This is a genomic window from Streptomyces sp. NPDC048606 (assembly GCF_040650855.1).
GTDB lineage: Bacteria > Actinomycetota > Actinomycetes > Streptomycetales > Streptomycetaceae > Streptomyces.
The window spans coordinates 154,963-174,554 of the sequence record NZ_JBEZIB010000015.1; the positions used below are offsets into that span (position 1 = coordinate 154,963).

Sequence of the window (19,592 nt, forward strand, 5' to 3'; positions counted from 1 at the left end):
TCATCATCACCCAGCCACATCACGTCGGGGAGCTGAGATCACGTGGCGAACGAGCAAGAACTCCGGGAGTACCTCAAGCGGGCGATCGCCGATGCCCGGGACGCGAAGAAGCGTCTGCGCGAGGTCGAGGACAAGGCGCAGGAGCCCATCGCGATCGTCGGGATGGCCTGCCGTTACCCCGGCGGGGTCGCCACCCCCGAGGACCTCTGGCAGCTGGTCACCGACGAGGTGGACGCGGTCAGCGGCTTCCCCGTCAACCGCGGCTGGGACCTGGAGCGGCTGTACGACACCGACCCGGACGCGGCCGGTACCTCGTACACGGCCGAGGGCGGCTTCCTGCACGAGGCCGACCGGTTCGACCCGGAGTTCTTCGGGATGTCGCCGCGCGAGGCGCTCGCCGTGGACCCGCAGCAGCGCCTGCTGCTGGAGACCACGTGGGAGGCGTTCGAGCGGGCCGGCATCGACCCGGCGTCGCTGCGCGGCAGCCGTACCGGCGTCTTCACCGGTCTGATGTACAACGACTACGGCTCGCGGCCCGACCTGCCCGCCGAGGGCAACGAGGGCTACCTGTTCAGCGGCAGCGCGGGCAGCATCGCCTCGGGCCGGCTCGCGTACACCTTCGGCCTGGAGGGGCCGACGGTGACCGTCGACACGGCCTGCTCCTCCTCGCTGGTGGCCATGCACATGGCGGCGAACGCGCTGCGTGCCGGCGAGTGCGACCTCGCGCTCGCCGGCGGCGCGGCCGTCATGTCGACGCCGACCGCGTTCATCGAGTTCTCCCGGCTGCGCGGTCTGTCGGCCGACGGCCGCTGCAAGTCCTTCTCCGAGCACGCGGACGGCACCGGCTGGGCCGAGGGCGTGGGTCTGCTGCTGGTGGAGCGCCTCTCCGACGCCCGCCGCAACGGACACCGGGTGCTGGCCGTCATCCGCGGTACGGCCGTCAACCAGGACGGCGCCTCCAACGGGCTGACCGCCCCGAACGGTCCCTCGCAGGAGCGCGTGATCCTCCAGGCCCTGGCGAACGCCGGTCTGACCACGGCCGACGTGGACCTGGTCGAGGCGCACGGTACGGGCACCTCGCTGGGCGACCCGATCGAGGCGCAGGCCCTGCTGGCGACGTACGGCCAGGACCGGCCGTCGGACCGGCCGCTGTACCTGGGCTCGCTGAAGTCGAACATCGGGCACAGCCAGGCCGCGGCCGGTGTCGGCGGCATCATCAAGATGGTGCAGGCGATCCGGCACGGGTTCATGCCGAAGACGCTGCACGCCGAGGAGCCCTCGTCGCGGATCGACTGGGAGGCGGGCGCCGTCTCGCTGCTCCAGGAGGCCCGGCAGTGGCCCGAGACGGGGACGCCGCGCCGTGCGGGCGTGTCCTCGTTCGGCTTCGGCGGCACCAACGCCCACGTGGTGATCGAGGAGGCTCCGGTCGAGGAGCCCGAGCGGGACGCGGACGAGGCGGCGCCGGCTCCGACGGCCGCCGCGACCTCGACGACCGCGGTGCCGGTGGTGCCGTGGGTGCTGTCCGGCAAGACCGCCGAGGCCGTGGCCGGTCAGGCCGCGCGCCTGCTGGCGTACGCCGAGGGCGGCGCGGACCCGGACCCGGCCGAGGTGGGCCGGGCGCTGATCGGCCGGCGGGCGCTGTTCGACCACCGTGCGGTGGTGGCGGGCGCCGACCGTGAGGCCCTGCTCGCGGGTCTGCGGGCGCTGGCGGCGGGCGAGGTCTCGCCGGCGGTGGTCCAGGGTGCGAAGGCCGCCGGGAAGTCGGCGTTCCTGTTCACGGGTCAGGGCGCGCAGCGCGTCGGGATGGGCGAGGAGCTGTACGCCGCCTTCCCCGTCTACGCCGCCGCCTTCGACGCCGTCGCCACCGAACTCGACCGACACCTGGACCGTCCGATCCGCGAGGTCATCGCCTCCGGCAAGGGCCTCGACGAGACCGGCAACACCCAACCCGCCCTCTTCGCCGTCGAAGTCGCCCTCTACCGCCTGATCGAGTCCTGGGGCGTCAAGGCCGACTACCTCGCCGGCCACTCCATCGGCGAGATCTCCGCCGCCCACATCGCCGGCGTCCTCACGCTCGCCGACGCCGCCAAGCTCGTCGCCGCCCGCGCCCGGCTCATGCAGGCCCTGCCCACCGGCGGCGCCATGATCGCCCTCCAGGCCACCGAGGAGGAAGTCCTCCCGCTGCTCGAAGGCCTGGCGGACCGGCTGGCCATCGCCGCGATCAACGGGCCCTCGTCCGTCGTGATCTCCGGTGACGAGGACGCGGCCGTCGCGGTCGCCGCGAAGATCACCGAGCTGGGGCGCAAGACCAAGCGCCTCACCGTCTCGCACGCCTTCCACTCCCCCCACATGGACGGGATGCTGGAGGAGTTCACCGCCGTCGCCGCGAGCATCACCTACGAGGCCCCGAAGATCCCCGTGGTCTCCACCCTCACCGGCGAACTCGCCACCGGCGACGACCTGCGCACCCCCGCCTACTGGGCCGACCAGGTCCGCGGCGCCGTCCGCTTCACGCACGCCGTCCGCACCCTGGAGACCCTGGGCGCGAGCACCTTCACCGAGATCGGCCCCGACGCCGTCCTCACCGCACTCGCCGCCGGTTCCGTCGAGGGCGCCGGTAACGTCCTCGCCGTCGCCACCCTGCGCGCGGGCCGTCCCGAGGCGCAGCAGCTCGTCCTGGCCGCCGGGCAGCTCCACGCCCGTACCGGCAGGGTCGACTGGGCCGCGTACCTGGGCGCGTCGGAAGGGGACTCCCCCGACCTGCCGACGTACGCCTTCCAGCGCGAGCGCTACTGGCTCGACCGGGTCGAGGCCGCCGCCGACGCGACGGGCCTGGGCCTGAGCGCGACGGACCACCCGATCCTGGGCGCCACCCTGGACCTGGCCGACGGCGAGCAGACCCTGTTCACCAGCCGGCTGTCGCTGCGCTCGCACCCCTGGCTCGCCGACCACGCCGTCCTCGGCACGGTCCTGCTGCCGGGCACCGGCTTCGTCGAGCTGGCCGTGCTGGCCGGCGAGCGGCTCGGCACCCCGCAGATCGAGGAACTGACCCTGTCGGCGCCGCTGGTGCTGCCCGAGAGCGGCGGTGTCCAGCTCCAGCTGGTGGTGGGCGAGGCGGACGGCGCGGGCCGCCGCGCCATCGACGTCTACTCCCGCCACGACGGCGACGCCGCCGACGCCCCCGCCGAGGCCCGCCCGTGGACCCTCAACGCCAAGGGCCTGCTGGCCCCGGCCGCCGGGTCCGGCGGCGAGGCCCTGATGGTGTGGCCCCCGGCCGGGGCCACCGAGGTCTCCCTGGAGGGGGTCTACGAGCGGCTCGCCGCCCAGGACTACGCGTACGGGCCCGCCTTCCAGGGCCTGCGCCGCGCCTGGAAGGGCGACGGGCAGATCTTCGCCGAGCTGACGCTGCCCGACGCGCAGCGCGCCGACGCCGGCCGCTTCCTGCTGCACCCCTCCCTGTTGGACTCCGCGCTGCACCCGCTGCTGCCGGGCGTGGTGGACGAGGACCGGGTGGCGCTGCTGCCGTTCTCCTGGTCCGGGGTGAGCGTCCACGCGACCGGCGCCGCGACGCTGCGCGTGCGGATCACGCTGACCGGCCCCGAGGTGGCCTCGCTGACGGTGGCCGACGGTACGGGCGCCCCGGTGGCCACCGTCGAGTCGCTGCTGCTGCGCCCGCTGTCGAAGGAGGCGCTGCGCGAGGCGAACTCCGCGGCCCGCGACGGCCTGTTCAAGGTCGCCTGGAACGCGCTGCCCGCCGCGGGCGCGGGCTCGGTCGACACCTCCGGTTGGGCCGTCGTCGGCGACCTCACGGTCGCGGGCGCCGCCTCGTACGCCTCCCTGGAGGAGGTGGCGGCCCTGGAGAGCGTGCCCGCCACGGTGCTGCTGGCCCTGGAGCCGGTCGACGCCTCGGCGTCGGTGCCGGTCGCCACGCACGAGGCGGTGCGGGAGCTGCTGGCCACGGCGCAGTCCTGGCTGGCGGACGAGCGGGTCGCGGACTCCACCCTCGTGGTGGTCACCCGGGGCGGCCTCGCCACCACCGTCGGCGAGCCGGTCACCGACCTGACGCACGCCGCCGCCTGGGGTCTGCTGCGCGTGGCGCAGAGCGAGAACCCGGGCCGGATCGTCCTGGTCGACCTGGACGTCTCCGACCCCGGCTTCCCCGTCGCCGCCGTGGCCTCGGGCGAGCCGCAGGTCGCGGTGCGCGGTACGGAGCTGCGGGTGCCGCGGCTGGCGCGCACGCAGCAGGACCCCGAGGCGCGCACGGCCCGCTGGGACCGGGGCACGACCCTGATCACCGGTGCGACGGGCGCGCTGGGCGGCGTACTGGCCCGGCACCTGGTCACCGAGCACGGCGCCCGGCACCTGCTGCTGCTCAGCCGGCGCGGCATCGAGGCGGCGGGCGCGGCGGAGCTGCGCGACGAGCTGACCGGGCTCGGCGCCGAGGTCACCGTCGCCGCCTGCGACGTCGCCGACCGGGCGGCGCTGACCGCCGTGCTCGACGCGATCCCGGCGGACCGCCCGCTGGGCGCGGTCGTGCACACGGCCGGCGTGCTGGACGACGGCCTGCTGTCCTCGCTGACCCCGGAGCGGCTCGCGAAGGTCCTCCAGCCGAAGGTGGACGCGGCCTGGAACCTGCACGAGCTGACGAAGGACCTCGACCTTTCGGCGTTCGTCCTCTACTCCTCGATCGCGGGTCTGATCGGCAACGCCGGCCAGGCCAACTACGCGGCGGGCAACACCTTCCTCGACGCCCTGGCCCAGTACCGGCAGTCCCGGGGCCTGCCCGGCACCTCGCTGGCCTGGGGCCTGTGGGAGCAGGCCTCCACCATCAGCGGGCAGCTGGAGGAGGCCGACCTCAAGCGCATCGAGCGCACCGGCCTGCTGCCGCTGTCCTCGGCGGACGCCATGGACCTGTTCGACGCGGCCCCCGGCACGGGTGAGGCGGTGCTCGCCGCGACCCGGCTGAACACGGCCGCGCTGCGCAAGCAGGCGGACGGACCGCACCTGCTCTTCCGCGGGCTGGTCACGGCCGCCCCGCGGCGGGCGGCGGCCTCCTCCCAGGCGGCCGGCGGTTCCTCGCTGGCCCAGCGTCTGGGCGGGCTGTCGCCGGCCGAGCGGGACCAGGCCCTCACCGACCTGGTGCGCTCGCAGGTCGCGGCGGTGCTCGGGCACTCCGACCACAGCAGCATCGACGCCGAACGCGCCTTCCAGGAGCTGGGCTTCGACTCGCTGACCGCCGTGGAGCTGCGCAACCAGCTCAACTCCACCACGGGCATGCGGCTGCCGAGCACCCTCGTCTTCGACTACCCGAACCCGGCGGCGCTGGCCGCGCACCTGTCGTCCGAGCTGTTCGGCGGCGAGCAGGGCGCGGCGCCGGTCGTGGTGGCGGCGGACACCGGCTCGCTGGAGCCGATCGCGATCGTCGGCATGGCCTGCCGCTACCCGGGCGGGGTGTCCTCCCCGGCGGACCTGTGGAAGCTGGTCTCGGAGGGCACGGACGCGATCACCCCGTTCCCGTCCAACCGCGGCTGGGACCTGGACAACCTCTACCACCCGGACCCCGACCACACGGGCACCACGTACGCCCGGGGCGGCGGCTTCCTGCACGAGGCGGACCTGTTCGACCCGGAGTTCTTCGGGATGTCCCCGCGCGAGGCGCTGGCCACCGACCCGCAGCAGCGCCTGCTGCTGGAGACGGCCTGGGAGACCATCGAGAACGCGGGCCTGGTCCCGGCCGCGCTGCGCGGCAGCCGTACCGGCGTGTTCGCCGGCGTGATGTACCACGACTACGGTTCCGGTCTCGCGACGATCCCCGAGGACCTGGAGGGCTACCTGGCCAGCGGCAACGCGGGCAGCGTCGCCTCGGGCCGCGTCTCGTACAACCTGGGTCTGGAGGGTCCGGCGGTCACCGTCGACACGGCCTGCTCCTCGTCCCTGGTGGCCCTGCACATGGCGGCGAACGCGCTGCGTTCCGGTGAGTGCGACCTGGCGCTCGCCGGTGGTGCGACGGTCATGTCGACGCCGACGACCTTCGTGGAGTTCTCGCGTCAGCGCGGGCTGTCCCCCGACGGCCGTTGCAAGCCGTTCGCGGCCGGTTCCGACGGCACCGGCTGGTCGGAGGGCGTCGGCCTGCTGCTCGTGGAGCGGCTCTCCGACGCCGAGCGCAACGGACACACCGTTCTCGCGGTGATCCGGGGTTCGGCCATCAACCAGGACGGCGCCTCCAACGGTCTGACCGCCCCCAACGGCCCCTCCCAGGAGCGGGTCATCCGCCAGGCCCTGGCCAACGCCGGTCTGGACACGGCCGACGTGGACGTGGTCGAGGCGCACGGCACCGGCACCACCCTCGGCGACCCGATCGAGGCGCAGGCCCTGCTGGCCACCTACGGCCAGGGGCGTTCCGAGGACCGGCCGCTGTGGCTGGGCTCGCTGAAGTCGAACATCGGGCACACGCAGGCCGCGGCCGGCGTGGGCAGCGTCATCAAGATGATCGAGGCCATGCGCCACGAGGTGCTGCCGCGGACCCTGCACGTGGACGCGCCGTCCGGGCACGTCGACTGGGAGGCGGGCGCCGTCTCGCTGCTGACCGAGGCGCGCGCGTGGGAGTCGTACGGGCGTCCGCGTCGCGCGGGCATCTCCTCGTTCGGCATCAGCGGGACCAACGCGCACGTGGTGATCGAGCAGCCCGCGGCCCGGCCGGAGCCGGCGCGGGAGGCCGGCGAGCCGCTGCCGGTGGTGCCGTGGCTGCTGTCCGGGAAGACCCCCGAGGCGGTCACCGCGCAGGCGGAGCGGCTGCTGGAGACGGCGTCGGGGGCGGAGCCCCGGGACATCGGTCTGTCGCTGGCGACGGCCCGTTCCCTGTTCGAGCACCGGGCCGTGGTGGTCGGCGCCGACCGTGAGGCCCTGCTCGCGGGTCTGCGGGCGCTGGCGGCGGGTGCCTCGGCGCCGAACGCGGTGCGTGACGCGCGTACGTCGGGCAAGTCGGCGTTCCTGTTCACGGGTCAGGGCGCGCAGCGCGTCGGGATGGGCGAGGAGCTGTACGCCGCCTTCCCCGTCTACGCCGCCGCCTTCGACGCCGTCGCCGCCGAACTCGACCGACACCTGGAGCGGCCGATCCGCGAGGTCATCGCCTCCGGCGAGGGCCTCGACGAGACCGGCAACACCCAACCCGCCCTCTTCGCCGTCGAAGTCGCCCTCTACCGCCTGATCGAGTCCTGGGGCGTCAAGGCCGACTACCTCGCCGGCCACTCCATCGGCGAGATCTCCGCCGCCCACATCGCCGGCGTCCTCACGCTCGCCGACGCCGCCAAGCTCGTCGCCGCCCGCGCCCGGCTCATGCAGGCCCTGCCCACCGGCGGCGCCATGATCGCCCTCCAGGCCACCGAGGAGGAAGTCCTCCCCCTCCTGGCCGGACGCGAGGGCGAGCTGGCCATCGCCGCGATCAACGGGCCCTCCTCGGTGGTCGTCTCCGGCGACGAGGACACCGCGCTGCACGTGGCGGAGCGGTTCGAGGCGCAGGGGCGCAAGACCAAGCGGCTGAGCGTGTCGCACGCCTTCCACTCCCCCCACATGGACGGGATGCTGGAGGAGTTCACCGCCGTCGCCGCGAGCATCACCTACGCCGAGCCGCGCATCCCGGTCGTCTCCACCCTGACCGGCGAGCTCGCCACCGGCGACGACCTGCGCACCCCCGCCTACTGGGCCGACCAGGTCCGCGGCGCCGTCCGCTTCACCCACGCGGTCTCCTCCCTGGAGACCCTGGGCGCGAGCACCTTCACCGAGATCGGCCCCGACGCCGTCCTCACCGCACTCGCCCAGGACACCCTGGACGCGGCGGTGGCCGTGCCGCTGGTGCGGCGGGGCCGGCCCGAGGGGGAGACCCTCCTCGCGGGCGTCGGCCGGCTGCACAGCCGGGGCGTGCGCGTCGACTGGGAGGCCTACTTCGCCGGTTCGGGCGCCCTCCCGGTGGCCCTGCCGACGTACGCCTTCCGCCACGAGGCCTTCTGGCTGAAGGGGTCGGGCGCCGCGGCGGACGCCGGGTTCGGTCTGAACCCGACCGGGCACCCGCTGCTCGGCGCGGCCGTCACCATCGCGGGCTCCGACCAGGTGCTGTTCACGTCCCGGCTGTCGGTGCGCAGCCACCCGTGGCTGGAGGGGCAGGCCGTCTTCGACGCCCCCGTGCTGCCGGGCTCCGCGCTGGTGGAGCTGGCCGTGCGGGCGAGCGACGAGCTGGGCCTCGGCGGTCTGGCCGAGTTGGACCTGAGCGCCCCGGTGGTGCTGCACGGGGACGCCGCGCTCCAGCTCCAGCTGGGCGTGGGCCCGGTGGACGGGGAGGGCCGCCGGCCGTTCACGGTGCACACCCGCGCGGACGAGGCGGAGGCCGCCTGGACGGTCCACGCCCGCGGTCTGTTCGAGACCGTCGCCGCCGCCGGTGCGCCCGCCGACCCGGTGGGCGAGGCCGCGGAGACCGCGCTGTCGGAGGAGCTCCTGCCCGACGCCGCCGCCTACGAGCTGCACCCGGCGCTGTTGGAGGCGGCCGTCGCCGCCGCCGCGGGCACGGGCGCGGCCGGTACGACGCGGATCCCGGCGCGCTGGGAGGACGTACGGCTGTACGCGAGCGGTGCCACGACGGTGCGGGTGCGGATCGCCCCGCTGGAGGGTGACCCGCAGGGCGCCGTGACGGTGACCCTGGCCGACGCGCAGGACCGGGCCGTCGCCTCGATCGGGCGGCTGGTCTTCCGGGACGTGCCGGACGCCGAGTTCGCCGCGTCCGAGGGCGGCAGCCGGCCGCTGTTCCAGGTCGACTGGGTGGCGAGCGCCCTGGCGGAGCCCGCCGAGCGGATCCGTTGGGGTGTGCTGGGCGGCGGCGCCGCCGAGCAGGCCTCCTTCGACGGCCCGTCCTTCGAGGACGTCGCGGCCGTCGGGAAGGCGGCCGACGCGGGCGCGGCCGTGGACGCCGTGCTGGCGTGGGCCGTCGCCGACGGCTCCTCCGACGACGTGGTGGGCTCGGCCCACTCCGCCGCGCGGGGCGCGCTGGCCCTGCTCCAGGACTGGCTGGCCGACGACCGGTTGGAGGCCACCCGTCTGGTGGTCGTCACCCGGGGCGCGGTCGACGCCGGCGCCGGGGTTCCCGAGCCCGCGTCGGCGACGGTGTGGGGTCTGCTGCGCTCGGCGCAGGCCGAGGCCCCGGACCGGGTCGTGCTGGTCGACCTGGACCACCCGGGCGACGCGACCGTGCCGGTCGGTGCCCTGTCCGCGGTGCTCGCCTCGGGTGAGCCGCAGGCGGCGGTGCGCGGCGGCGCGGTGCTGCTGCCGAGGCTGCGCCGGCTCGCCGCCGGCGACGTCCGGGCCGTCGAGGCCGGGGCGCGGGCGACGGCGTGGGACCCGGAGGGCACGGTGCTGATCACCGGTGGCACCGGCGCGCTGGGCGGCCTGTTCGCCCGGCACCTGGTCGCCGAGCACGGGGTGCGCCACCTCGTCCTGGCGAGCCGGCGCGGCGCGTCGGCCCCCGGGGCCGGGGAGCTGCGCGAGGAGCTCGCCGCCCTGGGCGCCGAGGTCACGCTCGCGGCGGTGGACGTCTCCGACCGCGCGGCGCTGGCGTCCGTACTGGCGGCCGTCCCGGCGGAGCACCCGCTGAAGGGCGTGGTGCACACGGCCGGTGTCCTCGACAACGGTCTGATCGCGGCGCTGAGCCCGGACAGCCTGGACGCCGTGCTGCGGCCCAAGGCGGACGCGGCCTGGCACCTGCACGAGCTGACCGCGGACCTTGACCTGTCGGCGTTCGTGCTGTTCTCCTCCAGCGTCGGTGTCATCGGTGGCCCCGGCCAGTCCAACTACGCGGCGGCCAACGCCTTCCTGGACGGGCTCGCCGCCCACCGGGCGGGCCTCGGACTCGCGGCTACCTCCCTGGCGTGGGGCCTGTGGGGCCTGAGCTACGGGATCAACGCGGGACTGGACGAGAACGACCTCAAGCGGTTCGGCCGCGAGGGCTTCAAGCCGGTGTCGCCGAAGGAGGGCACCGCGCTCTTCGACTCGGCGCTGGCGATGAGCACCTCGGCGGTCGTGGCGCTGCCGGTCGACCTGTCCGCGATGCGGGCGCACGGTCTGGTGCCGCCGGTGTTCCGCTCGCTGGTGCGGGTGGCGAACCGGCGGGCCGCGCAGTCCGGCGGGGCTTCCGTCGAACTGCTCTCGACCCGGCTGGCGGGGCTGTCCCCGCTGGAGCGGCAGCAGGCGGTGCTGGACCTCGTCCGGTCCGAGGTGGCGACGGTACTGGGCCACGCCGGACAGGACGCGGTGCAGGCCGACCGGGCCTTCCAGGAGATGGGCTTCGACTCGATGACGGCGGTGGAGCTGCGCAACCGGCTCAACGCCGCGACGGGGGTGCGCCTGTCCGCGACCGTGGTCTTCGACCACCCGAACCCGACGGCGCTCGCCGAGCACGTGCTCGGCGAGGTGGCGCCCGACGGCGCCGGCGAGGGCGAGGAGCCCGCGCTGGCGGAACTGGACCGGCTGGAGGCGGCGCTCGCCGCCCTCGCCGAGGACAGCCGTACGCGCTCGACGGTCTCCGTCCGCCTCCAGACCATCCTGTCCCGGCTCAACGAGTCGGCGGGTGCGACGGAGAGCGCCGAGGACCTCGCCGACACCATCGAATCCGCCTCCGCCGACGACCTCTTCGACTTCATCGACAACCAGCTCGGCCGTTCCGCGAACTGACGGTCCCGACGTACGCAGCTCTGAGGAGAAGTTGATCTCTCATGTCCAATGAGACCCAGCACAACGGACCGGCAGCGTCTTCGGATCCCGCCGCGTCCAAAGAACAGAAGATGGTCGAGTACCTGAAGTGGGTCACCACCGACCTGCAGAAGGCGCGCAAGCGACTCGCCGAGCTGGAGGCCGGCACCGACGAGCCGGTCGCCATCGTCGGTATGGCCTGCCGTTTCCCGGGCGGGGTGACCTCGCCCGAGACCCTGTGGAAGCTCGTCACGGACGGGGCCGACGGGATCACCGACTGGCCCGAGGACCGCGGGTGGGACATCGACGCCATCTACGACCCGGAGCGCGGCAAGCCCGGCAAGTCGTACACGAAGAAGGGCGGGTTCCTCGACGGGGCGGCCCTCTTCGACCCCGGCTTCTTCGGGATCTCGCCGCGCGAGGCCCTCGCGATGGACCCGCAGCAGCGCGTGCTGCTGGAGACCGCGTGGGAGACCTTCGAGCAGGCGGGCATCGACCCGAACTCGCTGCGCGGCACGCAGGTCGGTGTCTTCGCGGGCGTCGTGGAGCAGAGCTACCTGGGCCTGGAGGGCCCGGAGGAGCTCGAGGGCTACCTGATGACCAGCAAGCTGAGCGCGGTGGCCTCGGGCCGCATCGCCTACACCTTCGGCTTCGAGGGTCCGGCCGTGTCCGTGGACACGGCGTGCTCCTCCTCGCTGGTGGCGCTGCACCTGGCCGTGCAGTCGGTGCGCAAGGGCGAGTCGACGATGGCGCTGGCGGGCGGTTCGACCGTCTCCGGCCACCCGAGCGGGTTCGTCGACTTCTCCCGGCAGAACGGGCTCGCCGAGGACGGCCGCATCAAGTCCTTCGCGGCGGCGGCCGACGGCACCGCCTGGTCGGAGGGCGTGGGCCTGCTCCTCGTCGAGAAGCTCTCGGACGCGCGGCGCAACGGCCACGAGGTCCTGGCGATCATCCGCGGCACCGCCGTCAACCAGGACGGCGCGTCGAACGGTCTGACCGCCCCCAACGGCCCCTCCCAGGAGCGGGTCATCCACCAGGCGCTCGCCTCCGCCAAGCTGTTCGCCTCCGACGTGGACGTGGTCGAGGCGCACGGCACCGGCACCCGGCTCGGCGACCCGATCGAGGCGCAGGCGCTGCTGGCGACGTACGGGCAGAACCGTCCGGCGGACCAGCCGCTGTACCTGGGCTCGCTGAAGTCCAACATCGGGCACAGCGTCGCGGCGGCCGGCGCGGGCGGCGTGATCAAGATGATCATGGCGATGCGGCACGGGGTGCTCCCCAAGACCCTGAACATCGACGAGCCCACCCCCATGGTCGACTGGGAGTCCGGCGCGGTCTCGCTGCTCACCGAGGCCCGCCCGTGGCCCGAGTACGGGCACGCGCGCCGGGCGGGCGTCTCCGCGTTCGGCGTGAGCGGCACCAACGCCCACGTCATCCTGGAGGAGCCGCCGGCCCCCGAGGCGGCCCCGGCCGCCGAGGGCGAGGAGGCCGCCGAGGCCGCTCCCGCGCACGTGCTGCCGGTCCTCCCGTGGGCGCTGTCGGCCAAGACCCCCGACGCGCTCGCCGGGCAGGCGGCCCGCCTCCTCGCGCACGTCGAGGCCGACCCGACCCGCTCCCCGCTGGACGTGGCGTTCTCGCTGGCCACCGGCCGCGCGGCGCTGGAGCAGCGCGCGGTGGTCGTCGGCGCGGACCGCGACGCCCTGCTGGACGGCCTGCGGTCGCTGGCCGCCGGCGAGCCGGCTCCGGGCATCGTCCGCGGTACGAAGGCGGGCGGCCACAACGCGTTCGTCTTCACCGGCCAGGGCGCCCAGCGCGCCGGGATGGGCGAGGACCTGTACGCGGCGTTCCCCGTGTACGCGCGGGCCTTCGACGCCGTCGCCGCCGAGCTGGACCGGCACCTGGACCGTCCGATCCGCGAGGTCATCGTCTCCGGCGAGGGCCTGGACGAGACGGCGTACACCCAGCCCGCGCTGTTCGCGGTCGAGGTGGCCCTCTACCGGCTGATCGAGTCCTGGGGCATCCGGCCCGACCACCTCGCCGGTCACTCGATCGGCGAGCTGACGGCCGCCCACATCGCCGGGGTCCTCGACCTCGCCGACACGGCCAAGCTGGTCGCGGCCCGCGCGCGGCTGATGCAGGAGCTGCCCAAGGGCGGCGCCATGATCTCCCTCCAGGCCACCGAGGAGGAGGTCCTCCCGCTGATCGTGGGCCTGGAGGACCGGCTCACGATCGCCGCGGTCAACGGCCCGACCTCGGTCGTCGTCTCCGGCGACGAGGAGGCGGCCCTCGCGGTCGCCGCGAAGATCACCGAGCTGGGTCGCAAGACCAAGCGCCTCACCGTCTCGCACGCCTTCCACTCCCCCCACATGAACCCCATGCTGGAGGACTTCCGGAAGGTCGCGGCCGGCCTCACCTACAACAAGCCGCAGCTGCCGGTCATCTCCACCCTCACCGGCAAGCTCGCCACCGGTGACGACCTGCGCACCCCCGCCTACTGGGTCGACCAGGTCCGCGGCGCGGTCCGTTTCACCGACGCCGTCCGCACCATGGAGGGCTTCGGCGCCACCACCTTCACCGAGATCGGCCCGGACGCCGTCCTGTCGACCCTGGTGCGCGACACCCTCTCCGACGTCGCGGCGGTCCCGCTGCTGCGCCGCGGCCTGCCCGACTCCGAGACCCTCGTCGGCGCGCTCAGCCTGCTGCACGCCTCGGGCGTGGGCGTGCGCTGGGAGGGCTTCTACGCCGGCACGGGCGCCACGCGCACCGACCTGCCGACGTACGCCTTCCAGCACGAGCGGTACTGGGTCGAGACCACCGGAATCGTCGCCGACGCCTCCGACCTCGGCCTGGAGGCCGCCGACCACCCGCTGCTCGGCGCCTCGGTGGCCATCGCCGGAGCCGACCAGGTGCTGTTCACCAGCCGGTTGTCGCTGCGCACCCACCCGTGGCTCGCCGACCACGTCGTCCTCGACCAGACGCTGGTGCCCGCCACCGCCCTGGTGGAGATGGCGATCCGGGCCGGCGACGAGCTGGGCCTGAACGTCCTCGACGACATGTCGATCCTCGGCCCGCTGGCCCTGCCCGCGAAGGGCGGCATGCACGTCCAGGTCAGCGTGGGCTCCGCCGACGGCTCCGGCCGCCGCGAGGTCGCCGTCTACTCCCGGCCCGACAACGCCGACGTGCCGTGGACCCTCAACGCCCGCGGCCACCTGAGCTTCCAGGGCACCGGCGAGCCGTTCGAGCTCACCGAGTGGCCGCCCGCCGGCGCGCGGGAGGTCCCGCTCGACGACGCGTACGAGAAGCTCGCCACGCAGGGCTACATCTACGGCCCGGTCTACCGGGGTCTGGACGCCGTCTGGAGCGTGGGCGCGAACGAGGTGTACGCGGAGGTCAGCCTGCCCGACGGCGCGCGGACCAGCCCGGCCGGCTTCGGCCTGCACCCGGCCCTGCTGGAGGTCGCCCTGGCGGCGTCCTGCCTGGCCAGCTACGGCACCGTGCCCGAGGGCGCGGTGTGGATCTCCACCGACTGGAAGGGCGTACGCCTCCACGCGACGGGCGCCTCCCGACTGCGCGTGAAGCTGACGGTGGACGCCGACGGCGGGCTGCGCGTGCAGCTCGCCGACCAGAGCGGCGGGCCCGTCGCCTCCGTCGACACGGTGGCCTGCCGCGCCATCGCCGTCGGCGAGGTCTCCAACGCCCTGGCCCGCAACCGGGACTCCCTCTTCCACGTCGACTGGGCCCCGTACCCGCTCGTCGCGACCGGGGACACCACGCACTGGGCCACCCTGGGCAAGGACGGCTTCGGCGACCGCCGCTTCACCGACGTCGCGCGGGTCGCGCGGGTGGTCGGCGCCGGCGAGCGCGTCGACGTGGTCCTGGCCCGCCAGGAGACCCCGGACACCGGGGACGGCGTCCGCGACGTGCACACCGCGTCGCACGTCGCGCTGGACCTCGTCCAGGACTGGCTGGAGGACGAGCGGCTGACCGAGACCAAGCTGGTGGTCCTCACCAAGGGCGGCGTCGCCGTCGGCGAGGAGGACGTCACCGACCTGGGCGCGGCCACCGTCTGGGGCCTGCTGCGCTCGGCGCAGTCGGAGAACCCGGGCCGCATCGTGCTCGTCGACCACGACCTCGACCTCGACGACCCGGCCACCGAGCCGTTCGCGGTACTGGCCCAGGTCGTGGCCTCGGACGAGCCGCAGGCGGCTGTCCGCGGCGGCCGGGTCCTCATCCCGCGCCTCGGCCGGATCTCCGACGCGGACACCGCGCCGACCGGCACCTGGGACCCGGAGGGCACCGTCCTGATCACCGGTGGCACCGGCAGCCTGGGCGGCCTGTTCGCCCGGCACCTGGTCACCGAGCACGGCGTGCGGAACCTGCTGCTCACCAGCCGGCGCGGCCTGGCCGCCGACGGTGCGGGCGAGCTGGCCGCCGAACTCACTTCGCTCGGCGCCCGCGTGACGATAGCGGCCTGCGACGTCGCCGACCGGGAGGCGCTCGCCGCCGTCCTGGCGGAGATCCCGGAGCAGTACCCGCTGCGCGGCGTCCTGCACACCGCCGGTGTGCTGGACGACGGTCTGATCGGCTCGCAGACCCCCGAGCGGCTCTCCGCGGTGCTGCGGCCCAAGGTCGACGCCTCGTGGAACCTGCACGAACTGACCAAGGACCTGGACCTGACGGCGTTCGTGCTGTTCTCCTCCATCGCCGCGGTCGTCGGCGGCCCCGGCCAGTCGACGTACTCGGCGGCCAACCACTACCTGGACGGTCTGGCGCAGCACCGCCGGGCCCAGGGCAAGGCCGCGACCTCGCTGGCCTGGGGCCTGTGGTCGCAGACCAGCGGCATGACCGGCCACCTGGACCAGGCCGACCTCCAGCGCATCGCCCGCAGCGGTTTCCGCCCGGTCGAGTCCGAGCAGGGCCCCGCCCTGCTGGACATCGCGCTGACGATCGGTCACGCGGCCCTGGTCGCCACCCCGATGGACCTGGCCACCCTGCGCGAGCAGGTCCAGGTTCCGGTGCTGCTGAGCAAGCTGGTGCGCACGCCGGTCCGCCGGGCCGCGCAGAACACCTCGGCGAGCACGGAGACCCTGGCCGACCGGCTCGCCGCCCTGGAGCCGCACGAGCGGGAGGCCGCCGTCCTGGAGGTCGTCCTCGCGCAGGTCGCGGCGGTGCTCGGACACTCCGACACCTCCGGGATCAGCGTCGACCAGCCCTTCTCGGCGCTGGGCTTCGACTCGCTCACCTCGGTCGAGCTGCGCAACCAGCTGGGCACCGCCACGGGCCTGAAGCTGCCGCCGACGCTGGTCTTCGACCACCCGACGCCGACCGCGCTCGCCTCGTTCCTGCACGGTGAGGTCGCCGAGTCCGGTGGCCGCAAGGGCACCGACTTCGCGGCGGAGATCGTCCTCGCGGACGACGTCCGGCCCGCGGCGGAGGTCGTCCTGACCGCCACCGACCCCAAGGAGATCCTGCTGACGGGGGCCAGCGGCTTCCTCGGCGCGTTCCTCCTGCGCGACCTGATGCGCACCACCACCGGTCACGTGCACGCCCTGGTGCGCGGCGAGGACGCGGCGAGCGCGCTGGAGCGGCTCAAGGCCAACGCCCAGTGGTACCGGGTGTGGGACGAGATCGACGAGGACCGCCTCACGGTGGTCCTCGGAGACCTGGCGGAGCCCCGCCTCGGGCTGACCGAGGAGGCGTTCGACGCCCTGTCCCGCAAGGTCGACGTGGTCTACCACAACGGCGCCCGCGTGCACTGGCTGCACCCGTACGAGACCCTCAAGGCCTCGAACGTCACGGGCACCGAGGAGGTGCTGCGGCTCGCCGCGCGCCACCGCACGGTCCCGGTGCACTACGTCTCCACGGTGGGCGTCTTCGACGGGGTGCGCGAGCCCGGCGTCCCGCTGAAGGTGACCGACCCGACCGGCCCGGCGGAGAACCTGCCCAGCGGCTACCTGCGCTCCAAGTGGGTCGCCGAGCAGGTCATCGGCCTGGCCCGGGACCGGGGCCTGCCGGTGTCGATCTACCGCGTGGACGTGATCTCCGGCGACCAGGTCAACGGCGCCTGCCAGACCCGTGACTTCGTCTGGCTGACCCTCAAGGGCCTGGTGCAGTCCCGTAGCGTCCCCAAGGGCACCGAGGGCCGCTTCCACCTGCTGCCGGTCGACTACGTCAGCGCGGCCATCACCGGCATCTCGCGCCGGCCGAACACGGTCGGACGCACCTTCCACCTCTTCAACCAGAGCTCGCTGTCGCTCAGCCGCTGCGCGGAGTTCCTGCGCGGCGTCGGCTACGAGCTGGACGAGGTGGACCGCGAGACGTGGGACGCCACGGTCAAGGCGGGCGACAACGCCCTGCTGCCGCTGCTCGACGCCTTCGAGATGATGACGTCGGACACGGACGGCTTCTACCCGCCGATCGACACCACCGAGACCGCGGCGGCGCTGGAGGGCACGGGCATCGAGATCCCCGTGCTGACGAAGGAACTGTTCGAGCTGTACGTCGACTTCTTCGTCCAGGAAGGCCACTTCCCGGCGGCCCCGTGACGGGGGACGCCCACGGAAAGCCCCGCCGGCCTCGGGCCGGCGGGGCTTTCCCGCGTGTCGTGCGGTGCGCGGTGCGCGTGCGGTGCTTGGTGCGCGGTCGTGCGCGAGCGGGCTACGGGAGCCGGATGCTCAGGCGGTGCGAGAAGACGTTGCGCGGGTCCCACTTGGCCTTGACCTGCTGGAGGCGCGGGTAGTTGCCCTTGAAGTACAGCTGGTGCCAGGGGGTGCCGGAGGTGTTGAGGGCCGGGTCGGCGATGTCGGCGTCGGCGTAGTTGATGTAGCAGCCGTCGTTGACCCCGCCGGTGCGCGGCACGCCGCCGGTGGAGGCGTAGACGTCGGCGTAGGCCTCGCGGACCCAGCGCTTGTTGGGCTCGTCCTGCGTCGGGTCGGTCCACAGCGCGCAGTAGAGCATCTTGGCGACGGAGTCGCGCTGCGCGGTGGCGGTGTCCGCCTCGCCCACCTCGTTGATCCTGCCGCCGAAGCTGACGATGGCGGCCATGCCGTAGGGGCCCGCGTAGTCGTCGCGGGTCAGCTGGCGGTAGAGGGCCTTGAGCTGGTCCTGCGGCATGGTCTTGCGGACGTAGGCGGCCTTGGACTTCCAGCGCGGGACGGCGGCCTCGACGAAGCCGGACCACTCGGTGACGGCGTACAGCCACGGCGCGCGGTAGCGGTCGCCGACGTTGTAGCGCACGCCGGTGCCCTCGGAGACGGCGGCGAGGAAGCTGTCGAGCAGCCCCTCGGGGTCGGGGGCGCCCGCGTCGACCTGGGTGCTCATCCGGAAGTAGCCGGCGGCCTTGTGCATGGCCTTGAACTGGCTGTAGAGGAAGCGGCCCGGGGAGTCGGGGGCGGAGTTGGCCTCGTGCCAGGCGGTGAAGTTGCGGGCGAGGCGGGTGAAGCTCGCCTCGTCCAGGTCGGCCCAGGACCAGCTGACGTCGGACAGCAGGACCTCGGAGGGCGCCTTGGGCAGGAGCCGTGAGGGGTCGTCGCCGGTGGCGCCGGGGGAGCGCAGCCAGTAGCGGGTGACGACGCCGAAGTTGCCGCCGCCGGCGCCGGTGTGGGCCCACCACAGTTCGCGGTTGGGGTCGTTCTGCTCGCGGGTGGCGACGACCTTGCGGGCGCGGCCGTGGCGGTCGACGTGGACCACCTCGACGGCGTAGAGGTGGTCGACGGTCAGGCCGCGGGAGCGGGACAGGGCGCCGTAGCCGCCGCCCTGGATGTGGCCGCCGGCGCCGACGGTGGGGCAGGTGCCGCCGGGCAGGACGACGCCCCAGCGCTTGTAGAGGGTGCGGTAGACGGTGCCGAGGAGGGCACCGGGCTCGACGGCGATGGCGCGGCGCTCGGGGTCGTAGGAGATGTTGTTGAGGCCGGACATCTCGATGACGACCTTCACCTCGGAGTTCGTGGTGAAGTCCTCGTCGCAGTGGCCGCCGCTGCGGACGACGACCTTGAGGCCCTTGTCGACGGCCTCCTGGACGGCGCGCACGACCTGGTCGGCGGAGCTGACGATGCGCACGTAGTCGGGGGTGCCGACCCAGCGCTGGTTGGAGCCCGATATGAGGCCCTTGTAGCGGGGGTCGGACGGCGTGACGGTGATCGGGGCGGCGGCCGCGCGGGCCGCGACCGCGTCGGGGCCTTCGGTGACGGCGGCCGCCTCGGCGGCTCCGGCGGCCGAGACCACGCCGACCGCGGGAAGGGCCAGGGCCCCTCCGGTCAGCGCGGCGCCTTTCATGAGACCCCGACGGGACACATCGGACATGACCGCATACCTCCATGGGACGCGAAGAGATGAGCTGTGGGCAAAGCGAGGGCCGGGCCACCCGATCACAGCCCGGTCACCAGGCGTTCTCTGGCGGTCCTCATCCGCTGATTACCTGCCGGTGGGCCGCCGGCAAGCGTCCGGCGTTACGTTCGATCAGTCCTGGGTTCGAATTCGGACCGGTCCGGATAAACGGTTCTGTCAACCGAGTTGAGGAGAGCGTTCGTGCGTAAGGTGCTCATTGCGAACCGTGGCGAGATCGCCGTTCGCGTTGCTCGGGCCTGCCGGGATGCCGGGATCGCGAGCGTAGCCGTCTACGCCGATCCGGACCGGGACGCTCTGCACGTCCGCGCGGCAGACGAAGCTTTCGCGTTGGGCGGTGACACTCCGGCGGCCAGCTACCTCGACATCAACAAGGTGCTCCAGGCCGCCGCCGATTCCGGCGCCGACGCCGTCCACCCCGGCTACGGCTTCCTCTCCGAGAACGCCGAGTTCGCCCAGGCCGTCATCGACGCCGGCCTGACCTGGATCGGCCCCCCGCCCCAGGCGATTCGCGACCT

Annotated in this window: 4 protein-coding genes; 3 read left to right on the forward strand and 1 reads right to left on the reverse strand. The window is 73.9% G+C overall.

Features of this window, described 5'->3' with window-relative positions:
- Nucleotides 1–42 precede the first annotated feature (42 nt).
- A complete protein-coding gene (locus AB0D01_RS18635; protein WP_363056482.1) occupies nucleotides 43–10,713 on the forward strand; it encodes an SDR family NAD(P)-dependent oxidoreductase in 10,671 nt (3,556 codons plus the stop codon).
- A gap of 110 nt (nucleotides 10,714–10,823) precedes the next feature.
- Nucleotides 10,824–17,276, forward strand: coding sequence for a thioester reductase domain-containing protein (locus AB0D01_RS18640; protein ID WP_363056484.1), 6,453 nt, complete (start codon nucleotides 10,824–10,826; stop codon nucleotides 17,274–17,276).
- Between the two features lie 112 nt (nucleotides 17,277–17,388).
- Here the strand turns inward: AB0D01_RS18640 and AB0D01_RS18645 are convergent, their stop codons facing one another.
- Nucleotides 17,389–19,032, reverse strand: a complete 1,644-nt coding sequence (locus AB0D01_RS18645) for an FAD-binding oxidoreductase (protein WP_363056486.1) — start codon at nucleotides 19,030–19,032, stop codon at nucleotides 17,389–17,391.
- Nucleotides 19,033–19,257: 225 nt separating this feature from the next.
- Between AB0D01_RS18645 and AB0D01_RS18650 the strand changes: the two genes are divergently transcribed.
- On the forward strand, nucleotides 19,258–19,592 hold a 335-nt coding region (locus tag AB0D01_RS18650), incomplete at its 3' end, for a biotin carboxylase N-terminal domain-containing protein (protein ID WP_363056488.1).